Annotated in this window: 14 protein-coding genes; 10 read left to right on the top strand and 4 right to left on the bottom strand. The window is 37.0% G+C overall.

The features are described from left to right. Positions 1-283: 283 nt before the first annotated feature. The 6 genes from acnA to DLJ74_RS10100 all read left to right on the top strand — a co-directional run bounded on the left by acnA (position 284) and on the right by DLJ74_RS10100 (position 13,230). The gene (gene acnA / locus DLJ74_RS10125) at positions 284-2,989 is read left to right on the top strand and encodes an aconitate hydratase AcnA (protein WP_109984367.1); all 2,706 of its coding nucleotides are present in this window, start codon (positions 284-286) and stop codon (positions 2,987-2,989) included. A gap of 438 nt (positions 2,990-3,427) precedes the next feature. Next, a complete protein-coding gene (locus DLJ74_RS10120) occupies positions 3,428-9,379 on the top strand; it encodes a metallophosphoesterase (protein WP_109984366.1) in 5,952 nt (1,983 codons plus the stop codon). Positions 9,380-9,562: 183 nt separating this feature from the next. Next, positions 9,563-10,159, top strand: coding sequence for a TlpA family protein disulfide reductase (locus DLJ74_RS10115; RefSeq protein WP_109984365.1), 597 nt, complete (start codon positions 9,563-9,565; stop codon positions 10,157-10,159). A 70-nt stretch (positions 10,160-10,229) separates the two neighbouring features. After that, positions 10,230-12,503 (top strand): AAA family ATPase, encoded by a 2,274-nt coding sequence (locus DLJ74_RS10110; RefSeq protein WP_109984364.1) that lies wholly within the window; start codon positions 10,230-10,232, stop codon positions 12,501-12,503. After that, positions 12,500-12,922 (top strand): acyl-CoA thioesterase, encoded by a 423-nt coding sequence (locus tag DLJ74_RS10105; RefSeq protein ID WP_109984363.1) that lies wholly within the window; start codon positions 12,500-12,502, stop codon positions 12,920-12,922. Before DLJ74_RS10110 ends, DLJ74_RS10105 begins: the two co-directional genes overlap by 4 nt. Next, positions 12,922-13,230: a hypothetical protein gene (locus DLJ74_RS10100; RefSeq protein WP_109984362.1), complete on the top strand. Its 309-nt coding sequence runs from the start codon at positions 12,922-12,924 to the stop codon at positions 13,228-13,230. Before DLJ74_RS10105 ends, DLJ74_RS10100 begins: the two co-directional genes overlap by 1 nt. A 63-nt stretch (positions 13,231-13,293) precedes the next feature. On the opposite strand, the gene yidD is transcribed toward DLJ74_RS10100, so the two are convergent. The 3 genes from yidD to plsY form a co-directional block, all read right to left on the bottom strand. Continuing rightward, positions 13,294-13,533: a membrane protein insertion efficiency factor YidD gene (gene yidD / locus DLJ74_RS10095; RefSeq protein ID WP_109984361.1), complete on the bottom strand. Its 240-nt coding sequence runs from the start codon at positions 13,531-13,533 to the stop codon at positions 13,294-13,296. Positions 13,534-13,536: 3 nt separating this feature from the next. Further along, on the bottom strand, positions 13,537-14,460 hold the full coding sequence (folE2, locus tag DLJ74_RS10090; protein ID WP_109984360.1) for a GTP cyclohydrolase FolE2: 924 nt from the start codon (positions 14,458-14,460) through the stop codon (positions 13,537-13,539). 211 nt (positions 14,461-14,671) lie between these two features. Further along, positions 14,672-15,256, bottom strand: coding sequence for a glycerol-3-phosphate 1-O-acyltransferase PlsY (gene plsY / locus DLJ74_RS10085; protein WP_109984359.1), 585 nt, complete (start codon positions 15,254-15,256; stop codon positions 14,672-14,674). 215 nt (positions 15,257-15,471) lie between these two features. On the opposite strand from plsY, the gene DLJ74_RS10080 reads away from it, so the two are divergent. The 4 genes from DLJ74_RS10080 (at position 15,472) to DLJ74_RS10065 (ending at position 24,181) form a co-directional block, all read left to right on the top strand. After that, the gene (locus DLJ74_RS10080; RefSeq protein ID WP_054788427.1) at positions 15,472-15,882 is read left to right on the top strand and encodes a CoA-binding protein; all 411 of its coding nucleotides are present in this window, start codon (positions 15,472-15,474) and stop codon (positions 15,880-15,882) included. Positions 15,883-15,992: 110 nt separating this feature from the next. Then, positions 15,993-17,945, top strand: coding sequence for a DNA topoisomerase IV subunit B (gene parE, locus DLJ74_RS10075; protein ID WP_109984358.1), 1,953 nt, complete (start codon positions 15,993-15,995; stop codon positions 17,943-17,945). 21 nt (positions 17,946-17,966) lie between these two features. Beyond that, positions 17,967-20,420: a DNA topoisomerase IV subunit A gene (parC, locus tag DLJ74_RS10070; protein WP_109984357.1), complete on the top strand. Its 2,454-nt coding sequence runs from the start codon at positions 17,967-17,969 to the stop codon at positions 20,418-20,420. 155 nt (positions 20,421-20,575) lie between these two features. Then, the gene (locus tag DLJ74_RS10065; RefSeq protein ID WP_109984356.1) at positions 20,576-24,181 is read left to right on the top strand and encodes a dynamin family protein; all 3,606 of its coding nucleotides are present in this window, start codon (positions 20,576-20,578) and stop codon (positions 24,179-24,181) included. A 42-nt stretch (positions 24,182-24,223) separates the two neighbouring features. Here the strand turns inward: DLJ74_RS10065 and hisJ are convergent, their stop codons facing one another. Next, a complete protein-coding gene (gene hisJ, locus DLJ74_RS10060; protein WP_342767737.1) occupies positions 24,224-25,060 on the bottom strand; it encodes a histidinol-phosphatase HisJ in 837 nt (278 codons plus the stop codon). Positions 25,061-25,222: the final 162 nt, after the last annotated feature.

The raw sequence follows: 25,222 nt of genomic DNA, 5'->3' as shown, positions 1-25,222 counted from the left end.
TCTCGTTTCTAGCAATCTACTTAGAGTGAAAAGAATCGAATCTAGTGATATAATAAAGTGAGACTTCTAGTTCCTGTTCCTACTAATGGTATAAGAATAGAATGTGAACTGTCCATTACCCTAAGTGGGGCTTATACGGTTCACTATGATAAATATGTTGAATCATTTTACTTATAAACCGATTTCATTTAAAATAGTAAGGTGCATACTATAATGTAGTATCTGAAGAGATAGGAATAGGTCGGTTTTCGGTCTAACATTTTGAAGGGGGTAACGCTAAGAAATGACTAACGAGAATGCATTTCAAGCTAAAAAGGAATTTGATTTGAACGGTAAAAAGTATACTTACTATCAGTTAAAAGCATTAGAAAATGCTGGTCTTGGTAAAATTGACCGTTTACCATTTTCAATTCGTGTATTGCTAGAGTCATTAATACGTCAACATGATGGACGTGTTATTAAAGATGACCATGTAAAGAGTCTAGCAAACTGGGGTAAAGGAAAAGTAGAAGATGTTCCATTCAAACCTTCACGAGTTATTTTACAAGATTTCACTGGTGTACCTGCAGTAGTTGACCTTGCTTCTTTACGTAAAGCAATGGTGGATATGGGAGGGTCTCCAGAAGAAATTAACCCTGAAGTACCAGTAGATTTGGTTATTGACCACTCTGTGCAAGTAGATGAGTATGGAACGAAGAACGCACTTCAAGCGAATATGGAATTAGAATTTGAACGAAATGCAGAAAGATATGAATTTTTGAACTGGGCACAAAAAGCATTTGATAACTATCGTGCCGTTCCACCTGCAACAGGAATTGTCCACCAAGTGAACTTAGAGTATATTGCAAATGTTGTTCATGCAGTAGAGAATGCAGACGGTGAAGTAGAAGCATTCCCAGACACATTGGTTGGAACGGACTCCCATACAACCATGATTAATGGTTTAGGTGTATTAGGATGGGGTGTAGGTGGTATTGAAGCAGAAGCAGGAATGCTTGGTCAGCCATCTTATTTTCCAGCACCTGAAGTAATCGGAGTAAAATTTACTGGAAGCTTTCCAAACGGAACGACTGCTACCGATTTAGCTCTTAAGGTAACACAAGTGTTGCGTGAGAAAAAAGTAGTTGGTAAATTTGTAGAATTCTTCGGACCTGGATTAAAGGATATGCCACTTGCTGACCGTGCAACGATTTCAAACATGGCACCAGAATATGGAGCAACATGTGGATTCTTCCCAGTGGATGCCGAGGCTTTAAGTTATTTACGTCTAACAGGACGAAGTGAAGATCAGATAGCACTTGTTGAGAAATATTGCAAAGAGAACAGCCTATGGTACTCTGCTGATCAACCAGATCCAGAGTTTACAGATCTAGTGGAAATTAATCTATCAGAATTAGAACCAAATCTATCAGGACCAAAACGTCCACAGGATTTAATTCCATTATCAGATATGCAAAAATCCTTTAAAGAAGCCATTACTGCACCTGCAGGAAATCAAGGGTTTGGCTTAGAAAAGTCAGAATTTGATAAAAAGGTAGAAATCGATCATCCTAATGGCATGCAGTCTGTCATGGAAACAGGAGCAGTTGCGATTGCAGCAATTACTTCTTGTACGAACACATCCAACCCATACGTAATGTTAGGAGCAGGATTACTTGCGAAAAAAGCTGTCGAAAAAGGGCTGGAAGTGCCTGCATATGTCAAAACTTCATTGGCACCAGGTTCAAAGGTTGTTACTAGTTATCTAGAAAACTCTGGACTAATGCCATACTTAGATCAATTAGGCTTTAACCTTGTTGGTTATGGTTGTACAACATGTATTGGTAACTCTGGTCCATTACGTGAAGAAATTGAAAAGGGTATTGCTGATAATGACTTAACAGTTGCTTCTGTGTTATCTGGTAACCGTAACTTTGAAGGGCGTATCCATCCACTTGTAAAAGCTAACTATTTGGCTTCACCACCATTAGTAGTGGCATATGCACTAGCGGGAACGGTTGATATCGACCTTAAAAATGATCCAATTGGCAAGGATAAAGACGGCAATAATGTATACTTTAATGATATTTGGCCATCAATGGATGAGGTTCGTGAGGAAGTTAATAAAGTTGTAACACCGGAAATTTTCCGTAAAGAATATGAGAATGTGTTCGATTCCAATGAAAAATGGAATGAAATCGACACAACCGACGAGCCATTATATTCATGGAATAGTGATTCAACATACATTCAAAATCCTCCGTTCTTTGAAGGACTTTCCAAGGATGCAGGAAAAGTAAAAACACTTTCCGGAATGCGTGCAATTGGTAAATTTGGAGATTCTGTGACAACAGACCACATTTCACCAGCTGGTGCGATCGCAAAGGATATGCCAGCAGGTAAATATTTACAAGCTAATGGTGTATCACCTCGTAACTTTAACTCTTACGGATCTCGTCGTGGAAACCATGAAGTGATGATGCGTGGTACATTTGCAAATATCCGTATTAAGAACCAATTGGCTCCAGGGACGGAAGGTGGATTTACAACATACTGGCCTGATAATGAAGTAATGCCTATTTATGATGCAGCAATGAAATACCAGCAAGATGGTACTGGACTTGTTGTATTAGCAGGAAATGACTATGGTATGGGAAGCTCTCGTGACTGGGCGGCTAAAGGAACAAATCTTTTAGGAATTAAAACAGTAATTGCTGAAAGCTTTGAACGTATTCATCGTTCCAACCTAGTTATGATGGGTGTATTACCACTCCAGTTCCAAGAAGGAGATAGTGCAGACTCACTTGGGCTTACTGGCAAGGAAACATTTGAGGTACTAATTGATGAAACTGTTAAACCTCGTGATTTAATCAAAGTAACTGCAACAGATGAAGCTGGTAAAACTACTGAATTTGAAGTAATTGCCCGTTTTGATAGTGATGTAGAAATTGATTACTATCGCCATGGTGGCATTCTACAAATGGTATTACGAAACAAACTTGCTAATTAATAGTAAATACGAAGAGACAGTCCATTTTCTTGGCTGTCTCTTTTTTATCCTCATTAATTCACATTTTCTGTTAAAAGAAAGCGACTGAGAATTTTCTAACCTTTAGTAAAAAAGCGAATGGTATGATTCTTGATTTTTTGGTCAATTTTTCGATGGAGTAAAATCAGTTAAAATTTCTAGCTAAAAGGTACAATTAATTTGCCCAAAATTTACACCTATTCTTTAATTCTTCTTATTGTATGGCTCCTCAAGCCTTTTTCCTGTAAATCTTCCTTTACATAAAATTCAAATAAATCTACTAACTATTAATAGAGCTTTAAAATTTGATGGTTATAATAGTTTTTGAGGCAATGATAAATTGTCAAAAAAGGAGGGTAGAGCGTATATTCTGTCATTTTACATTTTCTATTATATTAGCTTTAAGAAAGGTAGGATTGGATGAATCAAATAAAAAAAGCTCTCATTCTTTTTTTATGTTTCCTTATGGTATTTGGACCTTACACCAATACTATTCAAGCCTTAGCAACAGAAACAAAAGATGAGAATACGATGCCAATATTTATTTCAGAGGTTTACCCAAATGATAAAAACAACAGTCATATTGAAGGGGCAGGAGCAAATGATCTATATGAATATATCGAAATCTATAATAACACGAATAAGGATATAGATTTTAATAGTGCCTATAAAGTAAGGTATGATTATAATTCCGGTAGCAAGGATTTGGAAGTTGCTTCTGCGACAGAAGGAGAAACAGTAACCATTTCCGCAAATAGCCCAGCTGTCTTATGGGTAGAACGTACGAATACCAATATAGTGGGCCCTGCATCTGATTTATCAGTTGAGGATTTTCGATCTTACCATAATATTCCTAATGATGTCCCTGTGTACATGCTAAAAGGACAAGATGGATTAAATAATGAGGATCGAGGATTTTATATAACAAATAAAGACGATAAAAATGACGTGATTAGTCATGTCCATTATGCTAGTGAAGCTGTTGGTGATGGACTAAGTCTGCATACCAAGATTCCTAGTAATGGGACAACAATGTATATTTTTAAACCAAAAGCAAAAGCAACCCCAGGAGAAGTTCACCAAGACCAGCTAGTACCAGCCACAAATAAAGCACCTTCCTTAAAACACCAACCTAAAGAATTGATCAATTATGATAAAGAATTAAATTTAATTGCTGTTCCAGAAAATTTTGAAAAAGATACTTTTATAGTAAATGTATCTTACAAAACTTCAGATATGAATGACTATAAAGAAACTAGTATGACCGAGACAAACGGTCAATATACTTATACCGTTCCTGCTTTAGAGTTAAAAGGTAATATCATCTCCTATTATTTCTCAATTATAGACAGGAAGGAAACGTTGTATGAGTCTAATGTATTCGAGGTGGAAATTACTCGTTCCCAACAAGAAGCTCCTTCTGAAGAAACGGAGCCAAATGAAGACAAGCATACAGGAGATGATTCAGAAACGGAAGAAGTCATTGAACCTGATGAAGATATACAACCAGATGAGGGCATAAAACCAGAAGAAGAAACGAACACTGGCAATCAATCAATATTTTTTACGGAAATTTACCCAAATGATAAAAGCAACAGTCATATTGAAGGAGCAGGAAGTTCGGATCTATATGAGTTTGTAGAAGTTTATAATAATAGCGATCAACCGATAAAGTTTAATGAAAGCTATAAAATTCGTTATGATTGGAGATCAGGAACAAAGGATTTGTCAGTAACAGCGGCAGACAATGCAGATGATCAAGATGTAACGGTTCCGGCAAATAATTCGGCAGTTTTTTGGGTACATCGTACGAGTGTATCAGGGGATGCAGCAAAACTAACTGAGGAGGATTTCCGTTCTTATCATAATGTTCCAGGTGATGTTCCTGTATTTAAAGTTCGCGAACAAAATGGCTTACCGAATGCCAGTGATCGAAGCTTTTATATTACAAAAAAAGGGGATAATCATGAGATCATTAGTGAGATTCGTTTTACGCAAGAGGATACATCTGATGGATTAAGCTATCATACAAGATTTCCACAAGAGGGGTTTACAGTTGATGCTTATGAGCGCAAAGGGGAACCAACTGCTGGTATTGTTGACCAGGAGCAGCTTGTGCCATCTTCTAATAATAAGCCATCCATTATCCTACCTGATGTACGAGAAATAGAAGCAAATAAGGATTTTACGGTACAAGCAGAGGTAACGGATCCAGAGGATGACGACTTAACGGTAAAACTTTTCTATCGCAGTAATCCTTATGGGGAATTTGCAGAAATGGAAATGATGAAGGGCGAAAATGATACTTATTCGTCAACCATTACAGGAAATGAAGTAGGCTCCTATGTATTTGAATATTATATAGAAGCTAGCGATGGAGAAGTTATTGTTGAAACGGACATTGTGGAAATAGGTATCAAAAGCCCTGAAAATAATAAACCGCCTCGTATTTTAATTACGGAAATGACACCGAATCCGTCAGGAGATTATCGTAAAGGTAGCGGAAATCAATATGAGGTTATGGAAATTTATAATAACTCTAATGAGGTATTGAATTTAAAGGGATATACACTCTTCTATTTGTATCCTAGCGCAACAAGTACCCCAAAACAATGGAAAATCGAACAGGATACGGCAATCGAGCCATATAGTACAGGTGTTATTTGGTTTGCAAAGGAAGCACTTCGTGATGACGTTGCAACAGTAGAGGACTTGAATACCCATTTTAATGTCCAATTAGATGAGAATGATGTGGTATTATACGACAATTCGGAATCGAGTGACTTTAATTTACCCAATTCTTTAAATCGTGGGTTTGCCTTTTCTAGTTCGGATAGTTTAGATGATTTGATCGTTGAAGCTTGGTATCATGCGGACAATGATGGTGAAGACCGCATGATTTATGAGATACGCAATAGCTCTGTGCTTTTTAAATATCCAAAAGACGGAAAAGTAATGGAGCGAATTGGGACAAGAGCCTATTCGAACCCTGGAAATTTGGATAGCGGACAAGTACCAGATTTAGAAGGTAAAGATTTGGTAGCGCCAAAGATTGAACACAATCAGCCTTTTTATCGAATAGAACAAGGGGTAGACTATCAAATTATAATTACAACCCCTGAAGAATTAGCAAAAGCAACCTTAATGTATGGGACAGCAGAGGAAGAAATAACAAATTACACGAATAAAACGGAAATGCAGTTATTGGATACATCAGATGGAAAGTATACTTACGGGGCAGATTTACAACTAGACAAGGCTGGTTCTTACCGTTATATGATCGAAACGGAGGACATGAGTGGGAATCGAACTAGCGTTCCTTATAATTCTCGTGGAAATCCAATTACAGTGATTGACGGAACACTTGGCAAAGAGTTACCGGATCCAGGTCTTTCTTTAGAAAAAGGGGAAATGATAAGTGGCAATGTACCTTTTTATGCTTACGGAACACAAGGTACATCGGAAGCAGTTGTCACCATTGATGGCAAAACTATCGCCGGTGAAAAGGCTCTACCAGCACCAGCCCAACTCAATTTCCAAGCAAGTGGTATCGATTATATATATCAAGCATCGGCAAGTGCCATTAAAGCGAATGGACAACCAGAATATTTCACGAGAATTTTACCTAGTTATGTCCAAAATGCTTGGTATACCTATGATGTGTCACAAAAATACTTTATTGCTGATGAAAAGGTGACGATACATTCTGGGAGTGAGAATGTTCCTTACAGTTTAGAGAATCATAAGGAGCACTTTAACAAAACAAATTTTGATGATTATAATGTAAAAAACGTTCATCTAATTTTACCTGATGGTTCAACGATCAAGCCAGAAAAGGTTCATAGTTATTTAGGAAATCTAAACAAGACAGAACAAGTATACCGAGATAATGTAGAATATGCATTAGGTGATGGAAATGCACCAACTAATACGAATATGGCTAAGCCGATGATGAGCGATTTTATTTTTAACATCCCAGAAGAAAAGAAAACCGCGACTTATTTTGAAGTGGATTCAACTGCTTATGAGGACGGTAAATATGAAGTAGCACTTAGTCAAAATAACAAACAAATGGAAAAGATAGAAGTCACCGTCGATAATACTAGGCCTGTAATAGAAGGATTTATTAATAAAGAAGGAATTGCTTTATCAGAAGGAGAATCTCTCAAAGGTAACATCTATATTGCGGTAAATGCCAAGGATAATTTGGCAGGGATTGACCGTGTGGAAGCTTTCTTAGATGGTGAACAGGTCGCCTATCCAATTGAATCAACCAGTGCCTCGCTAGAGCCAGGAACGTATGAGTTAGAAGTTCATGTATATGATGGTGCTAAGAATAAGGCGATTGCCAAGACATCATTTAAGATTGCCACAGAAAAACCAGAAGCTCCAGATGCTTTATCCCCTGATAACTTTGGAGAAGATATCGGCGAAAGTGTTACCTTAGATGCGAAAGTAACAGACCCTGCTGGGGATAAAATGGATGTAACCTTCATGCAAGGAAGAAAGTATGACTTTGCCAGTGAAGAAGGCATAAAAGGGTATACAAATGTTGCAGATCGTGAACCGCCCTTAGCTATAAATCCTGGTGGAGAAACTGAACTAAGGGAAGTAGATAAGGAAAAGATTGCCTATGAAGATGGTAAATACCTAGTCAATGATACAGAGCTAGGTTTTCCATACCATCGTTTTGAAATAACTGTTGAGGATGAGTTAACGGAAGGGGATACAGTTGAATTATATTGGAAAGGAAAAACCTTCCCGAATCGAATTGTGACCTTATATGCATGGGATTACGAAACAAAGGAATGGGTTGCACAGACTGCTGCTACAGGTGATACTGCGGAAAGTGATATGACACTTTCTGTAGAAGTCGATCAGGAACGATTTGTCCGAGATGGTAAAATTCAAGCAATGGTACAAGATGAAATAGAAGACCCAAATGCACCATTTAACATGCTATGGATGACAGATACCCAATATTATGCAGAATCTTACCCACATATTTGGGATGGATTAGGTGATTGGATTGTCGATTCGTATCAAAAGGATCAGTTTGAATACGTGATTCATACGGGAGATATTGTGAATGTAGCAAACAGTGATCACCAATGGGGAGTAGCAGATCGAAACTTACAAAAATTAGATGATGCGAATGTGCCATATGGTGTACTTGCTGGAAACCATGACGCGATTATTGATGGTGTAGATTATTCTTACTATCATAAGTATGTAGGCGCAAATCGTTATCAAGATAAACCGTGGTATGGTGGCTCAATGGATAATAACCGCAACCATTATGATCTGATGTCCTTTGGTGGCCATGACTTTATTATCCTCTATCTTGGTTTTGGTACAGAGGATACGCCAGAAACGATTGAATGGGCAAATAAGGCTCTTCAAAAACATGCGGACCGTAATGCTATCATTGGTATGCATGCATATTTAGAATATGATGCGACATTGTCTAACATGTCTCAAAATGTATATGATAAAATTGTTGTGCCGAACGACAATGTAAAAATGGTCATCGGTGGCCACTATCATGGAGTTACGAAACGAATTTCTGAAATTGAAAATGAAGATGGTACAACACGTCAAGTGCTAGAAATGCTTGCAGACTATCAAGGTGGACCAAATGGTGGAGATGGATATGTCCGTTATTTGAGCTTTGACCCAACGAATGGCACAGTATCTGTTGACACATATTCTCCTATTTTAGATGATTATCATTTTTTTGAGCCTGAGAAGGAGAAATTTACCGAAGAATTTCAATTTGCCGATATTCATAAGCGTGTTGCGACAGATTATTTTAGTGTAAATGTTTATCAGGATGATGTCATTGGTGTTGATGAAGAGGTCGTATCTGGTGATGTTGCTTCTATTGAATGGAACGGATTGAAACCAAATGCAACCTATTATTGGTATATGAATATTACGGATGAATATGGTGCGACACGTCGTTCGGAAATTTACCGTTTCACTACTGGGGACTTTACACCAGAAGTGGAAAAACCTGATCAAAATGACGATGATACAAGTAGGGAACAACCTGGTGATAAAAATCAGGATGATGACCCATCAGGTAATAGCGGAGAACTGGATGATAGGGAAACAGCAGTAAAGCCAGAAGACGACCAGTCCGGTGAACCAAATGAAGAACCGATGCCTATTAACGATGAAAATCAAGAAGCAAACGATGTTCATTTAAAGTCTAACGATCAACATCAAAACGATGAAAATCTACGATTGGAATACCCATTGCCTAATACTTCTACCAATATATTTAATTGGATAGCAATTGGCTTCACCTTATTAGCTTTAGGTATTCTCTCCTTTATTGGGAATAGAAAAAGAAAATTAAGAAATTAGAAAAGTAATCCTGGGGTGGTTAATGCCGCTCCAGGCTTTTCATTATTAACAGGTTTGGAAAGTATAAAATCATAGAAAAGATATTGCATCGTATACTTTTGCGCCCTAGCTTAACTGGATTATTAGACGAACGCCATCGTTTAGCTTATAATGAGAATGGAATATATAAAAGGATGAAACATAATGAAGAAAAATATAATTGGACTAGGAATTCTGGTCATTCTAACTGGCATTGTTATCTATACTAATTTCACTAATAACTCGAATGAAGATACTGGACCGAATGAATTTGATGTCACAGGTGATACATCAGTTGAAGGTGGTATGATCACTTCACCTAATCATCAGGTACTGGAAGAAGGAGATACTGCCCCAATCTTTCACTTAAAGGATTTACAAGGTCAGCAATTATCTTTATCAGATGTTGATAAGGACCTTATTTTAGTTAATTTTTGGGCGACTTGGTGTAAGCCGTGTGTAGAGGAAATGCCAGCCATTCAACAGTTTGAGGATAAGTATGGCGATCAAGTAAAGGTCCTAGCCATTAATGCTACCGCCACTGAAACGAAACGCGAGAAGATTAGACCATTCGTGGAGGAAGGTGGTTATGCATTTACAATTCTGTTAGATGAAGATGGGACTACATACGAAAATTATTCCATTATTGGAGTACCTTCCTCCTTTTTCATTGATTCGGAAACACTTGAAATTGTAAAAATGGTGAGAGGTCCCATGACACTTGAACAGATGGAACAAATTTTCCACGAGATTAATAGCTAACCATTGTCTCCTCTTAGCGAACTAAGAGGTTTTTTCTATCGATTGTGATAAATAAAGGGGGATAAATGATTTGAATAATATAGATAAAATAAAAGAGAAAATATATAGTTGGACGAATATAGAAAAGAATCCACCTTTCACAGAAGTAGAGCTTTTGCGAATCATGGATGAAGTTAACCAACATACCCTCCGTTTAGAAAGTAAAGATGCCTTAGCCATTCTCTATGCTATGCTGATTTATTATCGTTTAAAACGCAACGTGACAGATGACCATTTGAACTCATCTTTGACTGAATTAATGACAGAAACAGATCATCCGGTAGTAGAAGAGGTTCAATCATTAAAAAAATATTTGTATCTAAATAATCAATTAACCGATATAGATCTCTCACAATACTATGTGCGTGAGACGGACTTTGATCCAGTTAAATTAAAAAAGGTTAATGCACTCATTAAACAGTTAGAGAATATTGAATCATTGCAAAGCTATCTACCAAAAGGAACGTCAGAAATAAAAACGGCCGCATCGTCGATTTTTGATCAGGTAGAAAAATTAATCGATATTGCGAACATGATTAGTCACGGACTTGAGCAAAAAAAATCGATTCAAGAAATCTCTTCTTATAATGAAGAAATTGAAAAACTAACGAGATTAATTCAGTTTTTCTATCAAGCATTGCCATCATTTCTAAAAGAGGAAACAGAGACCGATCCTCTTACAGAACTAAATGAGATGATAGGGTTAACCCAAGTAAAAGCATATATTAATCAATATTATCACTACCTCAAGTACCAAAAACGACGAAAAGAAGCAGGATTTCAGATGATTGATGAGCAAGGTCTCCACATGGTGATTACTGGAAATCCGGGTACAGGTAAAACTACTATTGCACGGTTACTAGCTAACATCTACTATCAGCTCGGATTGCTGGAGTCCAATGAATTAATTGAAGTGAATCGTTCCCAATTAGTGGGCTCTTTTATGGGACAAAGTGAAGAAAATACCTTGAATTATGTTAAGAAAGCACTTGGTGGTGTTTTGTTTATTGATGAGGCCTATAATTTAAAGCGTGCTGACCAAACGGGTAATGATTATGGACAAGCCGTTATTGATACATTAGTTTCCAGTATGACAGCCAAAGAATATGCGAATAAATTTGCAGTAATTATAGCAGGCTATCCAGAGGAAATGAATCAATTTCTTTGGTCTAACCCCGGCTTAAGAAGTAGATTTCCAGAGGGTAATTTTATTGAACTACCCGATTACACCGATAATGAATTAGTCAAAATAGCGGAAGAAACAGCATTACAAAATGATTATTTTTTCACAGTGGATGCATTACGAGCCTTCGAAGGATTAATCGAAAACTCTAGAGTAGACGAATCCTTTGGTAATGCGAGAACGGTAAGAGATTTAGTATTAAAAGTAATATTCTATATGGGCGCTACTCAAAACATGCCTGATAAAGAAAATTGGATTGAACACATGCGAATTACCGCGCATGACATCAACCGGTTAGATGAACAGAGAAATTCCGAGGACCCAATGAAGCAATTAGATCAATTAATTGGTCTGAATCATGTCAAAGAAGAAGTGAAGAAGCTTTCGGCATTTGTTAAAGTCCAACAAAAAAGAAAAGCAATGGATCTTCCAAATGTCCCTATTCAGTTACACTCCGTCTTTTCTGGTAATCCGGGTACAGGGAAAACGACGGTTGCTAAAATATTTGCGAAGATTTTAAAGGATTGTGGACTACTAAAAAGAGGACATCTCGTCATTGCCTCTAGAGGAGATCTAGTTGCAGGTTATGTAGGACAGACTGCTATTAAAACAAAAAATAAAATAAGAGAGGCACTAGGTGGCGTACTATTCATTGATGAAGCTTATGCTTTATTTCGAGGTGAAAAGGACTTCGGTAAAGAAGCAATCGATACATTAGTTGATGAAATGACCAAACATAATGAAAATCTAGTCGTCATCTTAGCGGGTTATAAAGAGGAAATGGAACGGTTTATTAAAAGTAATCCAGGCTTAGAATCTAGGTTTAAAAAATACTTCCATTTTGAAGACTATAAGAAGGAAGAATTACTGGAGATGGTTTTATACCATATAGATGCCTATCAATATGAGCTAGCTCCAAACGTTCAAGACTATTTGCTAGAGCAATTTTCAAATGCAAGGATTAGTGGAAATGGTCGATTTGTCGTGAATTTAATTAATGAAGCCATTCAATACCAAGCATTACGTATGGATATAGATTCAGATTCCTATAATCAACTTGCCTTATTGAAGAAGGAAGATTTTGAACTAGCATGGAAATCAAGTAGGGGGATTGAACAATGAAAGTAACATCACCAATAAAAGTAAGATATCAAGAAACAGACCAAATGGGAGTAGTCTATCATGCAAACTATTTAATTTGGTTTGAAATCGGAAGAACAGCATTTATTGAAGAGCTCGGATTTCAATATCACGAGATGGAAGCAGAAGGAGTGGTTTCTCCAGTGGTGGATGCTAGTATCTCTTTTAAACAGCCGATTCGCTATGGCGGCGATGCTTTTGTAGAGACATGGATAGAAGACTATAATGGGATTCGTACAACCTACGGCTATCGGATTTTAAATGATAAAAAGGAAGTTGCAGTTACAGGAAAAACGCAGCACGTAATAGTCGATAAAGAAACGTTTAAACCACTATCTCTCAGAAAAAAGTTTCCTCATTGGCATCATGCGTATCAACAAGCATTAGAGGACAATCAGTAATGGCATTTGGGATAGATCGTAATACGTTAAACAAATGGAAAAGAAAAGTAGACAGAGGGGAAATTGCTTTTTTAACCCACTATTGGCTAGATGACAGATTTCCAGGATGTACTTCTGTCACGAAGGTTGGTTGCAATAATTACGAACAATTATCCGAATGGGGTAGTAAGTACGGCTTGAGAGAAGAATGGATTCACCGAGATGAGCGGTATCCTCATTTTGATCTGTTCGGAGATCGCCAAAAACAAATCTTGTTTGCAGAAGAACAATGGGATCAACTGGAAAAATTTCATCCCAGTACTAAATAGCCTAATCGGTTTAGCTAATTAACCGTTGTCGGGTATGGAAGTATAAAAACCGAGTGAAAGCTATCACTCGGTCGTTTGTGTGTGTTTTTTTTCAATTGGGACAGGATCATAGCCACCTGGATGAAATGGATGACATTTCAAGATACGCCTTATGGAATAATAGGTTGCTTTGAACCAATTAAATTGCTGAAAGCATTCCAGACTATATTGCGAACACGTCGGTTGGAAGCGACAGCTTGGTGGAAACATTGGACTGATCCATTTCTGGTAAAACCGTATCAAACCAATAAAAATCTTTTTCATCGCCTATCTCGCAAGTGATTTATCATAGTTAATAGTAGCGATGGCATCATGGAGATGAATCGATTCTTCATTTTGACAGGTTACAGAAAACTGTTCTACAAAAGGTAATTCATATAGATCTGCTGCAACAAGTCTCACCATATCTTCAACAAAACGAGGGTTCTCATATGCTTGTTCTGTTACCATTTTTTCGTCTGGTCGTTTTAAAACAGGATGGATTCGAGCACTAGCATTACTCTCCGCAGCTTCTAATAATGCAAGCTTCCAATCCTTTTGATCCTCCGTATAATCTGGAGCTAGTCTTACAGCCATTTTTACAATGCCGCGTTGATTATGAGCACTATACTCACTGATTTCCTTAGAGCATGGACAAAGTGTTGTTACCGTTCCTTCTAATGCCACTTCTAATTGATAGCCTGTGTTTTTGTGATAGTGGATAGTGATCATGGCATTTGCGTGATTCATCCCCGTCTTATCTGAGCTTGGACCACTGCGCTCGAAAAACCATGGGAAGGAAATTTGTAATTGTGTATCTTCCTGTTCCAACTTCTCGGTTAACTCCTTCGTAAATGCTTTGAGTTTATTAATCGATATATCAAATGGCTCACCGTTAGAATAGTCATGAAGTAGCTCGGTAAATCGACTCATATTTGTTCCTTTATGATTCTTTTTAATGGATGAGGTCATCGTCAAGGTACCAATCGTTGTTTGGGTGGTTGGCTTTGTTTCACTACTAACCAGGATAGGGTGTTTCACATTGGTTATCCCCACGTGATCTATATCGAACAAAAAATCTTTTTTCGTATTTTGTAAGTCTGGCATTTTTTCCTTTTCTGTCGGTTTCGTTTTCTCACCTGGTTCTACTGATCCGAATAGTTTATGTCTTTCTAATTTATTTGGTAACTGAATTGGATAGTTACGATCCATGGATAAGCTCCTTTCAAACTAATACAATTATCCTATTAGTATACTTAATTATGGCTTATTATTCAATTTTAAAAACTGATTAGCAAGATCATTTACATAGTTTTTCCTATACCTTAAAATTATAGCAGTGTGAAAACTTCTACCGTGTAGAAGTTATATACTTATTCTAACGTATAAAAAAAGAGATCTGTAAGACCCCTTTCATTCAACTCTACATCCATGTTATTTTAGGTTCTGTCTTGTTGATAATTCGCTTGATATTCGCCTTATGCCGATAAATAACCACGATAGTTAAGATGCTTGTAACAATCATTAAACCGACCTCTTGCTGAATGATCGTAACGATTATTGTAATAATACCAGTAACCATTGATGATAAAGATACATATTTAGATATATATAAGATGATTAGAAAGCTACATATCATGATAATAAATAATAATGGGTTAACACCTAAGATAACCCCTGCAGAGGTTGCAACTGCTTTTCCTCCTTTAAACTTAGCGAATATCGGGAAGATATGACCTAGCACAGCAAATAGTCCGACTACTAGTGGATAAACTTGCTCTGCATGAAAGATCACGGGCAATACTGCAGCTAAAGTACCTTTTAGAATATCACAAACCGTTACAATGATACCTGCTTTTATTCCCAGGACACGGAAGGTGTTTGTTGCGCCAAGGTTCCCACTACCATGCTCTCTTATATCTATTTTGAAGCCGACTTTTCCTACTATTAAACCTGTAGGTATTGAACCAAGCAAATATGCAATAACGATAAAAATAAAATAGTCCATCAGTATACTCCTAACTAACAAGTAGTATCCCTATTCTATCATGTATTCTTTAAAAAAAGTATATTCTCTCATTATTTTTTTCATAAACCGACTGTTTATAAACCAAAAATAATGAAATATCACTTGACAAGGTCGTCAAACTTTCCGATAAAATAATAGCTATACTTGCATGGATTGGCGGAAAATGGTTTAATCAATAAAATGAGGTGTTATTTATGAACATGGATCAAGAAAAGCAATTGATGAAAAAAATACTAAGTGAAACTAAAGTGATTGCAGTGGTAGGATTATCTGATAAGCCTTACCGTACATCCTACCAAATCGCTTTGGCCATGCAAAATGCAGGTTATAAGATAATTCCCGTTAATCCAAATGTTGACAATGTATTAGGGGAAAAGGCTTATGCATCTGTCCTTGATATTAAAGAAGATTTTCAACTTACGAATATTTTTAGACGACCAGAATATTTAGAAGAAATTGCAGAAGAAATCGTTCAAGTTAAAGCTCCTTATGTTTGGATGCAACAGGGGGTTGTGAATGAATCTGCCTATCAATTTCTACAACAACATGGTAAAGAGGTCATCATGGATCGTTGTATAAAAGTTGCTCATTCGATACTTATGTAATAAATAACTTTACAAACAGAACGTAGGTTCGATACTATAGAAGTAATAAACGAAACTTAAAGAATGAAGAAACTTAGGTTTCCTATATGTGCGGAAGGAGAAAGTGTTTTATGGTGAAGAATACAGCCTATTCGGATGATTCAATACAGGTATTAGAGGGGCTAGAAGCTGTTCGGAAACGCCCAGGAATGTATATTGGTAGTACGGATGCGAGAGGGTTACATCATCTTGTGTTTGAAATTGTGGACAATTCAGTTGATGAAGCGCTTTCCGGTTTTGGAGACCTTATACGTGTGACCATTCATCAAGATCAAAGTATTACGGTTCAGGATAGAGGTAGAGGTATGCCAACAGGGATGCATCAAACCGGTAGACCGACTCCTGAGGTTATTCTGACGGTCTTGCACGCTGGTGGTAAGTTTGGGCAAGGTGGATACAAGACGAGTGGAGGGCTACATGGTGTCGGGGCATCCGTTGTTAATGCTTTATCTGAATGGTTAGAGGTAAAAATTGAACGAGATGGTCATCTATATTATCAAAGATTTGAAAATGGTGGAAAGCCTGTAACGACTCTGGAGAAAAAAGGAAAAACAAAGAAAACGGGTACTACCATTACCTTTAAGCCAGACCGTTCGATTTTTTCTACGGATGTTTATCAATTTGACATATTAGCAGAAAGACTAAGAGAAGCAGCTTTTCTACTCAAAGGGATTACAATCGAGCTAATCGATGAAAGAAATGAAAACGAAAAAGAATCGTATCATTATCCAGAAGGCCTAAAGGATTTTGTTGAATATCTGAATGAGGATAAGGATACTTTACATGCTGTCGTGAATTTTGAAGGAGAGCAGCAAGGGATGGAGCTTGATTTTGCTTTCCAATTTAACGATGGATACGCGGAGAGCATCCTTTCTTTTGTTAACAATGTTCGGACAAAGGATGGTGGAACCCATGAAATTGGTGCAAAATCAGCGATTACACGAATCTTTAACGAATATGCTCGTAAAATTAATTTATTGAAAGAAAAGGATAAGAATTTAGAAGGAAATGATATACGTGAAGGCTTCACTGCAGTCATTTCGATCAAAATTCCAGAAGAGAAGCTTCAATTTGAAGGTCAAACAAAAGGAAAGCTCGGGACAGCAGAGGCTAGATCCGTTGTCGATACGATTGTGGCAGAACATTTACTCTATTTCCTTGAAGAGAATGCAGATGTTAGCTCGATGTTGATCAAGAAGGCCATTCGTGCGAAAGAAGCGAGGCTTGCAGCACGAAAAGCAAGAGAAGAAGCAAGGAGTGGGAAAAAGAAAAAGCGTAAAGATGCTTTATTAAGTGGGAAGCTTACACCAGCCCAATCACGGAATCCTGCAAAGAATGAATTATATTTAGTGGAGGGAGATTCAGCTGGAGGCTCTGCAAAACAGGGGAGGGATCGGAAATTTCAAGCCGTTTTACCACTGAGAGGTAAAGTAATTAACACAGAAAAAGCAAAGCTTGTCGATATTCTGAAAAATGAAGAAATCTCTACCATTATTCATACGATCGGTGCAGGTGTCGGAAGTGAGTTTTCCATTGAAGATATCCAATATAATAAAATTGTCATCATGACAGACGCCGATACTGATGGTGCTCATATTCAAGTTTTATTACTTACTTTTTTCTATCGTTATATGCGACCACTTATTGAGGAAGGTAAAGTATTTATAGCTCTACCACCACTCTACCAAATAACAAAAGGTAAAGGGGCCAAAGCAAAGATAGAATATGCATGGAATGAAGAGGAAATGAAAAAGATCACTAAGTTATATAAAACAGGCTATCAACTACAACGCTATAAAGGTCTTGGTGAAATGAACGCAGAGCAGCTTTGGGAAACAACGATGAATCCAGAATCTAGAACCTTAATTCGCGTAACAATCGATGACTTGGCACGAGCGGAAAAGCGTGTTACGACACTAATGGGTGATAAAGTAGAGCCAAGAAGAAAATGGATTGAATCACACGTGCAGTTTAGTTTAGATGAAGATGAGAATATTATTGATAATGAGAATATTCAAATATAAGGACGTTTAGGGGGAATACCTTTGGCAATAGAAGAAAAATATCTTGATCTACCATTAGAAGAAGTAATGGGAGATCGTTTTGGTCGGTATAGTAAATATATCATTCAAGATCGTGCACTTCCGGATGCACGAGACGGTTTAAAGCCGGTACAACGTAGAATATTGTATGCAATGTACGAAGAGAGGAACACACATGATAAACCATTCCGAAAATCAGCGAAAACAGTAGGTACGGTCATTGGTAACTATCATCCTCATGGTGATTCCTCTGTCTATGAGGCTATGGTTCGATTAAGTCAGACATGGAAGGTAAGAAACGAACTAGTAGAGATGCATGGAAATAACGGTAGTTTAGACGGCGACCCCCCAGCTGCAATGCGTTACACGGAAGCAAGGTTATCAGCAATTGCGGCTGAAATGATCCGGGATATTGATAAACAAACGGTAGAATTTATTCCTAATTTCGATGATTCAATTGAAGAACCTGTTGTTCTGCCTGCAAAAATTCCTAACCTTCTTGTGAATGGTTCTACAGGTATTTCTGCAGGATATGCAACAGAAATACCTCCACATAACTTAGGTGAAGTCATCGATGCCATTATTAAAAAATTAGAAAAACCAAGTGCAACCATTGATGACTTGTTACAATTTATCAAAGGGCCAGATTTTCCAACAGGAGGAATAATCCAAGGAAAGGAAGGCTTAAAAAAAGCGTACGAGACCGGAAAAGGGAAAGTAGTAGTTAGAGGAAAGGCGAAAATTGAACCATTAAAGGCGAGTCGAGAACAAATTGTGATCGACGAGATACCATTTGATGTGAATAAAGCCGTTCTCGTCAAACGAATGGATGAATTACGAATAGACCGAAAAGTCGAAGGAATCGCAGAAGTAAGAGATGAAACGGATCGAACCGGCTTAAGAATTGTGGTGGAATTAAAGAAGGATGCCGATAGTCAAGGGATTCTCAATTATTTATATAAAAATACAGACCTGCAGATTACGTATCACTTTAATATGGTGGCGATTAAAGATAAGACGCCTAGACTGTTAGGGTTATTGGAAATTATTGATGCCTATATTTCACATCAAAAGGATGTTGTTACAAGACAAACCAAATTTGATTTAAATAAAGCGAAAAAGCGGGCACACATTGTAGAAGGTTTGATAAAGGCGGTTTCCATATTAGATGAACTTATTCAAACGATACGTGCATCTAAGGACAAGCAAGATGCCAAAAATCAAATCAAAGCATTGTACGGTTTTACAGAAGAGCAAGCTGAAGCGATTGTAACATTACAATTATATCGTTTGACGAATACAGATATTACCGCATTAGAAAAGGAAGCAGACGAACTGCGAGAGGCTATTCGTGAGTTGCAACTCATTTTAGACGACGAGAAAAAATTGCTCACTGTCATTAAAAAAGATTTACGTGAAATGAAAAAGAAATATGCAGATCCAAGAAAAACTGTTATTGAGGATAAAATAGAGGAACTTAAAATAAATGTAGAAGTGACCGTTGCAAGTGAAGACGTTGTGGTTTCTGTCACCAATCAAGGATATGTGAAAAGAACGAGCATTCGGTCTTATAGTGCCTCCTCGATCGATGATTTCATGATGAAAGATGACGATTATCTACTCAGTTTGTTTGAGATAAATACGACAGATCATCTATTACTGTTTACAAATAAAGGTCGCTATATGCCAATACCAGTACATCAGTTGCCTGAAATTCGTTGGAAGGATCTGGGCCAACATATATCCAATATTACCTCTACGGATAAAGAGGAAGAGATTGTGAAGGCAATACCAATACGAGAGTTTGATGCCAAACAAAACTTGATCTTCTTTACAAAAAATGGAATGGTAAAGAAAAGTTGTTTAGATTTATATCAATCACAACGATACACGAGACCTCTCATTGCTTTAAATTTAAAGAACGATGATCAGTTACTTAATGTCCATCTAACAAATGGTAGCAGTAATCTGTTTATTGCAACGAATAAAGGATATGGCCTATGGTATGACGAGACAGAAGTCTCAGCAATTGGCCAACGAGCTGCTGGAGTGAAAGCCATTCAATTGAAGAAAGACGAGTATGTGGTGAATGGTATTGTCTTCCCTGAATGGAAGGAACAAGAGCACCTATTTGTGATGACCCAAAGGGGAGCTTGTAAAAGAATGAAAATAGATCAATTCGATAAATCTTCACGAGCTAAAAAAGGTTCTGTCATGCTTCGTGAATTAAAGTCTAAACCACATCGTTTAATTGGTTTAGAGCTACTACATGAATTAGACGAAGTTGTTTTACGAACGCGAAAAGGTACCTCTCTCGTTTTATCACCACTTGAGCTGCCTCTAAGTGAGCGCTATAGTAACGGTTCTTACGTAATTGACACAGACACAGAAGGTGAAGTGGAAAGAATCTGGCTCCATACAAGGTTACAAAAACCTTTTCATACAGAGGAAGGATAAGCCGAGCACTAGTGCTCGGCTTTCTTTTTTAAATAGGATAATGCTAAAGCTTTAAGTAGTTAAAAGAGCTATTGGCGAAATGTGTTAAAACTAGTATAATAAATAATTAAATTATATTTCTGCGTTTTCTGTCTAAAGAGAAGGAGTTTTCGTAAATGGGGACAACAACTGTCAGGTCTTATGAATTAGAACAAATGGTTGGATTGTATTGCTATTTTGATCAACATGAACAATTGGAGCGTAAAGAAAAAATGGTTGATTTTTATCAGAAAAAGGAAAAACAAATGCAGCATATCTGCTTTTGTGGACATTTCTCTGCAGGTAAATCGACCATTCTAAATCATTTATTAGATGAAGCACTGTTACCACAGAGTCCCATTCCGACCAGTGCAAATATTGTAGAAATAAAACGTGGTGAAGATGCATACATCATTCATTTTACCGAGCAAAAGCCGGTGAGATTAGATTCGAGTATCTCTCTTAGTGAGTTACATGCATTGTGCCGAGATGGCGAAGAAATCTGTAAGGTGGAAATAATAAAAAACAATACGGATTTGCCACCACAGGTAACCCTAATGGATACACCTGGAATCGATGCTGCAGATGATGCAGATCGAATTCTGACCGAATCTGCTCTGCATGTCGTTGACTTTCTTTATTATGTAATGGATTACAATCATGTCCAATCCGAAGTGAATGCTTCATTTTTGAAACATCTTGAAGCATTAAATAAGCCTTATGCGGTGATCATTAATCAAATGGATAAGCATAAAGAAGAGGAAATCTCTTTCGATGATTTTAAATCAAGCCTCGAGAAAGTCTTTCAACAATGGGGTATTCAACCAACTGATGTATTTTTTACATCTTTAAAAGAAGAACAAGCATGGACTGACAATCAATGGTCTAGCTTACAAACAAATATTCAACAAAAAATGGTTCAACCATGTCAAGAACTAGTGGATCAAACCTCCTATCATGGGATTAATCATATCATTCAGGAGAGCATAGCAGAAAAACAAGAAGAAATGGATCAAAAGCTGACGGAATTAGAGGATGAATTGGGTGCTATCGAAATACAAGATGATCGAAGTAAACAAGAGCTACAAAGTAAGAAGGCTGATCTAATTACAGCGAAAAATGATGTAGAGTCTACGTATAGGAAAATGGTGGAGCAGACCTTGAAAAATGCTCCATTAATGCCGTTTGAGCTTCGTGAGCTTGCAAAGGATATGCTACAAGCATATGAGCCAACTTTTAAAATAGGATTATTCAAATCGAAACAAAAAACGGAACTTGAGCGCACGAGACGTTTAGAAGCCTTTTACCAAGCACTCCAAAAACAAGTGGAAACCACTTTGGAATGGAAGCTACGTGATAAGGTAACTGAATTCCTTTTACCATATACGTCGACAGCTTTAAATGAGTCTATTTTCGACAAACAATTTAGTCAGGAACAATTAGTAGAACAAATGAATGATAATGTTAGGACAACTGGTGAATATGTTCTAGTATATACTGACAAGCTTGCCAACCAATTGAAGAAACTATATAGACAATATTATAAAGACAAATGGCATGAGAAGAGTAATGAGATATTTCGTGAGTTTAATGAAAAAATTGATCAATTAGATAAGAGGATTAAGGTGTTAGAACAGTCGCAAAAAATCAAACAAGAAATTCAAGCAGAAAAATTAGCGTTCATGCATTATAAAAATGAGCTCGAGGAGCATTTATCATCTGACTTTAGAATAGATCAACGACAAATAGAAGCGTTTCAACGAACATTAACAGAGCGCGAGCAAATAAAAAAACTTATGAAGAAGGAATGGAATTTCCAGGATACAGAGGATGGACATATAAATGAGAATGTTCCTCCCTTGAAGAAAAATGCTCGTTATCAGATGGAATCCACATTAGAAGATGTGGAATGGTTGGTGGAGCATACGAAGGAAATAGACTCATTAAAACCATTTATAAAAGAAATAATGGAAAAACGAGAGCGGTTAGAAAATCGTCATTTTACCATTGCACTGTTCGGGGCTTTCAGTGCAGGCAAATCGTCTTTTGCTAATGCTTTGATGGGAGAAAGGGTACTGCCTGTTTCACCAAACCCAACGACAGCAGCGATCAATAAAATAAGTCCACCAAATGAAGAATTTCAACACAAGGAAGTTTATGTTCACTTAAAGAGTGAAGGTGAACTTATTGCAGATATCACCTCCATTTTGGGTGAAGTAGCTTTTCAAAATTTAGACGAAGTGGAGAAATGGATTCATAAACATAAGATAGATAAACTACAAATCGAGGATCAACATAAAACCTTTCTACATGCTTTTTATACAGGTCTTCCTAATCTGAAGAATAAAATTGGTAGTTCCTTTAAGATTCATTTTGACCAGTTTGCTAATTATGTGCGTGAAGAACAGATATCCTGCTTTGTGAAGGAAATGGAGCTCTATTATGATTGCCCATTAACTCGGCAACATATTACCTTAGTCGATACACCTGGCGCAGATTCTGTGAACGCTAGACATACAGAACTTGCCTTTTCCTATATTAAAAATGCTGACGCCATATTATTTGTAACGTATTATAACCATCCCTTTTCGCGGCCTGATAAAGCATTTTTAGAAAAGCTGGGAAGTGTTAAAGATGCATTTCAACTGGATAAAATGTTCTTCATCGTCAATGCAATGGATCTGGCCAAGGATCAAACGGAGGTTAATCTCGTTACAGACTATGTAAAGACACAGTTAAAAAGCTTTGATATTCATCATCCTAGAATGTACCCTGTATCCAGTCAGCAAGCATTGCAATTAAAAAAAGAGGGACAAACAACGACACCATCTGGAATGAAGGCATTCGAAAGCTCTTTTTATTCTTTTATTACAGAGGAGCTAACCCAATTAAGCATGCAATCGATCTATACCGATATCTCTCGAATTCATGCATTAGTGACCAAATGGCTAGAATTAAGTCATAGTGATCAAACAAAGCGTGAAGCATTCCTAGCGAAAAATGAAAATAATCAAGCACAAATGCACCATATCATTGAACAAAGGAATACATCCACTTATTTTCAATCCATTGAACAAAAACTAGAAAAGCAATGCTTTTATGTCATGCAACGTTTTATGATCCAATTTATTGACATGTTTCGGGATTTCATTAGTCCTGGATCGATTCAATCGAATGGCAGAAAAGGGAAAGAAGAATTAGTTATCGCCATTAAAGAACTCAATAAACAAATAAATGAACGAATGAAATATGAATTAGAAGCAATCCTAATTCGAATAAATGCTTTTTGGAATGTGGAATGGAAACAATGGAGGAATGAAATCAATCGACAGCTTCAAAAAGTTGATTCAAGCTTTTCCCTTTCAGAATTAGAAGAAATGTCAGTAGAAGAAGCTAATCTTTTTCAGAAGATAGATCTAGAGGATAAAACTGTACAAGGTTTTGCCCATATCTTTAAAGATACGAAAACATTCTTTGCTCAAAATGATCGTGACAAACTGGAAGAGGAACTCAAACAAGTATTTAGTAAGCAATGGCAAGAAGAATTTTCACGTATTCAATCAGCTTTAAAGGATCACTACGCACAACTTTGGATTAAAGAGGATCAACAGGTATGGGCAAATTATTCAAATGAAGTATCTACTTATTTTGAAAATGTGAAGAAAGGCTTAACAGATAACTTCGAGAATATCGAATTACTCGAGAAATTGAATCAAGAATTAATGAACCGGACAAACGGCTAGGGAGTTTCCTAGCTGTTTGTCATTCATATTTAGAGGGCCTATCTATTTTCTGTCAGTTGGTCTACTGTATAGGATATCTGCTGGCATATGATCGAACCCACGAGTTAGGTGTTCTGCTGTGTGGCTATCGGATCCTGGTACTAAAGGGATTTGTTTTTCTTCAGCTAGTCTTACATAATGCAGAGATGGATAGATACTCTCACAATCTTCCTTGAAAAGACCGGCCGTATTAACATCTAGTGCCATTTTCCTTTCTTTGATTAAGGACAATAATGAAGTAATGGTACGCTCATAATCAGCTTTTGGTTTGTATCTCTTTTTGAATTTTTCAATTAAGGTTAGATGCCCTAAACGTATTGGTTTATAAGTTCCAAGGTCGGAAAGAATTGCTTGTTCCATCGTTTGATAGTATTTTTGATACACCTTGTCCACATTGCCGAATTCATCGATAATTTCTGCAAACATCTCCTTACTAAAATCGAGACAAACATAGCTTTGGGCAGGTGTTTTCAGCATATGCACAGAAAGAATGGCATCATCGATTTCTACACCAAACAGATTTAGAAATTGCCTTGTTTCTTGCTCAAAGCCTTCGATATAATCTACCTCAAAGCCTAGATTGATTTTTATGTCAGATTGGTACTCTTTTTTATATTGTTGAATCTGACGAATATAATCCTCTACATCGGCCCATCTCATCGCGCTATCCTTATTCGGTGTTGGATCTGTAAAACCCTCAGGTAAAGGGGCGTGTTCGGTAAAGCTTATTTCTTTTAGTCCGAGCAATATTGCTTTTTCGATATAGGTTGAAATGGTATCCTTAGTACCATGAGGGCAAAAATGAGTATGAATATGATAATCACCGTAATATTTCATCATGCTTAATCTCCTTTATTTATATCCTGCTATTATAATCTGTTTGCATGAAAATGAAAAGAACTTCATTTATCTAAGTTAACATAAAAACTGCATTGACAGGAGACAGGAGTTTTGATAAAGTTAAGGAAGAAAATATCGCTTTACCACAGTAGAGTGGTAAAC

Source organism: Gracilibacillus dipsosauri (assembly GCF_003176895.1).
Lineage (GTDB): Bacteria > Bacillota > Bacilli > Bacillales > Amphibacillaceae > Gracilibacillus > Gracilibacillus dipsosauri.
The sequence above is the reverse complement of the archived record's forward strand: the minus strand, read 5'-3'. Positions and strand labels throughout refer to the sequence as shown.

Coding starts and splice junctions, on each gene's coding strand:
- folE2 (WP_109984360.1), bottom strand. CDS start 14,460: ATGGATCGTAACTATCCAATTCAGTTACCAAATAAATTAGAAAGACAT.
- plsY (WP_109984359.1), bottom strand. CDS start 15,256: ATGGACTATTTTATTTTTATCGTTATTGCATATTTGCTTGGTTCAATA.
- DLJ74_RS10065 (WP_109984356.1), top strand. CDS start 20,576: ATGGGGACAACAACTGTCAGGTCTTATGAATTAGAACAAATGGTTGGA.
- hisJ (WP_342767737.1), bottom strand. CDS start 25,060: ATGATGAAATATTACGGTGATTATCATATTCATACTCATTTTTGCCCT.
- yidD (WP_109984361.1), bottom strand. CDS start 13,533: ATGAAAAAGATTTTTATTGGTTTGATACGGTTTTACCAGAAATGGATC.
- DLJ74_RS10080 (WP_054788427.1), top strand. CDS start 15,472: ATGAACATGGATCAAGAAAAGCAATTGATGAAAAAAATACTAAGTGAA.
- DLJ74_RS10115 (WP_109984365.1), top strand. CDS start 9,563: ATGAAGAAAAATATAATTGGACTAGGAATTCTGGTCATTCTAACTGGC.
- DLJ74_RS10105 (WP_109984363.1), top strand. CDS start 12,500: ATGAAAGTAACATCACCAATAAAAGTAAGATATCAAGAAACAGACCAA.
- acnA (WP_109984367.1), top strand. CDS start 284: ATGACTAACGAGAATGCATTTCAAGCTAAAAAGGAATTTGATTTGAAC.
- parE (WP_109984358.1), top strand. CDS start 15,993: ATGGTGAAGAATACAGCCTATTCGGATGATTCAATACAGGTATTAGAG.
- DLJ74_RS10120 (WP_109984366.1), top strand. CDS start 3,428: ATGAATCAAATAAAAAAAGCTCTCATTCTTTTTTTATGTTTCCTTATG.
- DLJ74_RS10100 (WP_109984362.1), top strand. CDS start 12,922: ATGGCATTTGGGATAGATCGTAATACGTTAAACAAATGGAAAAGAAAA.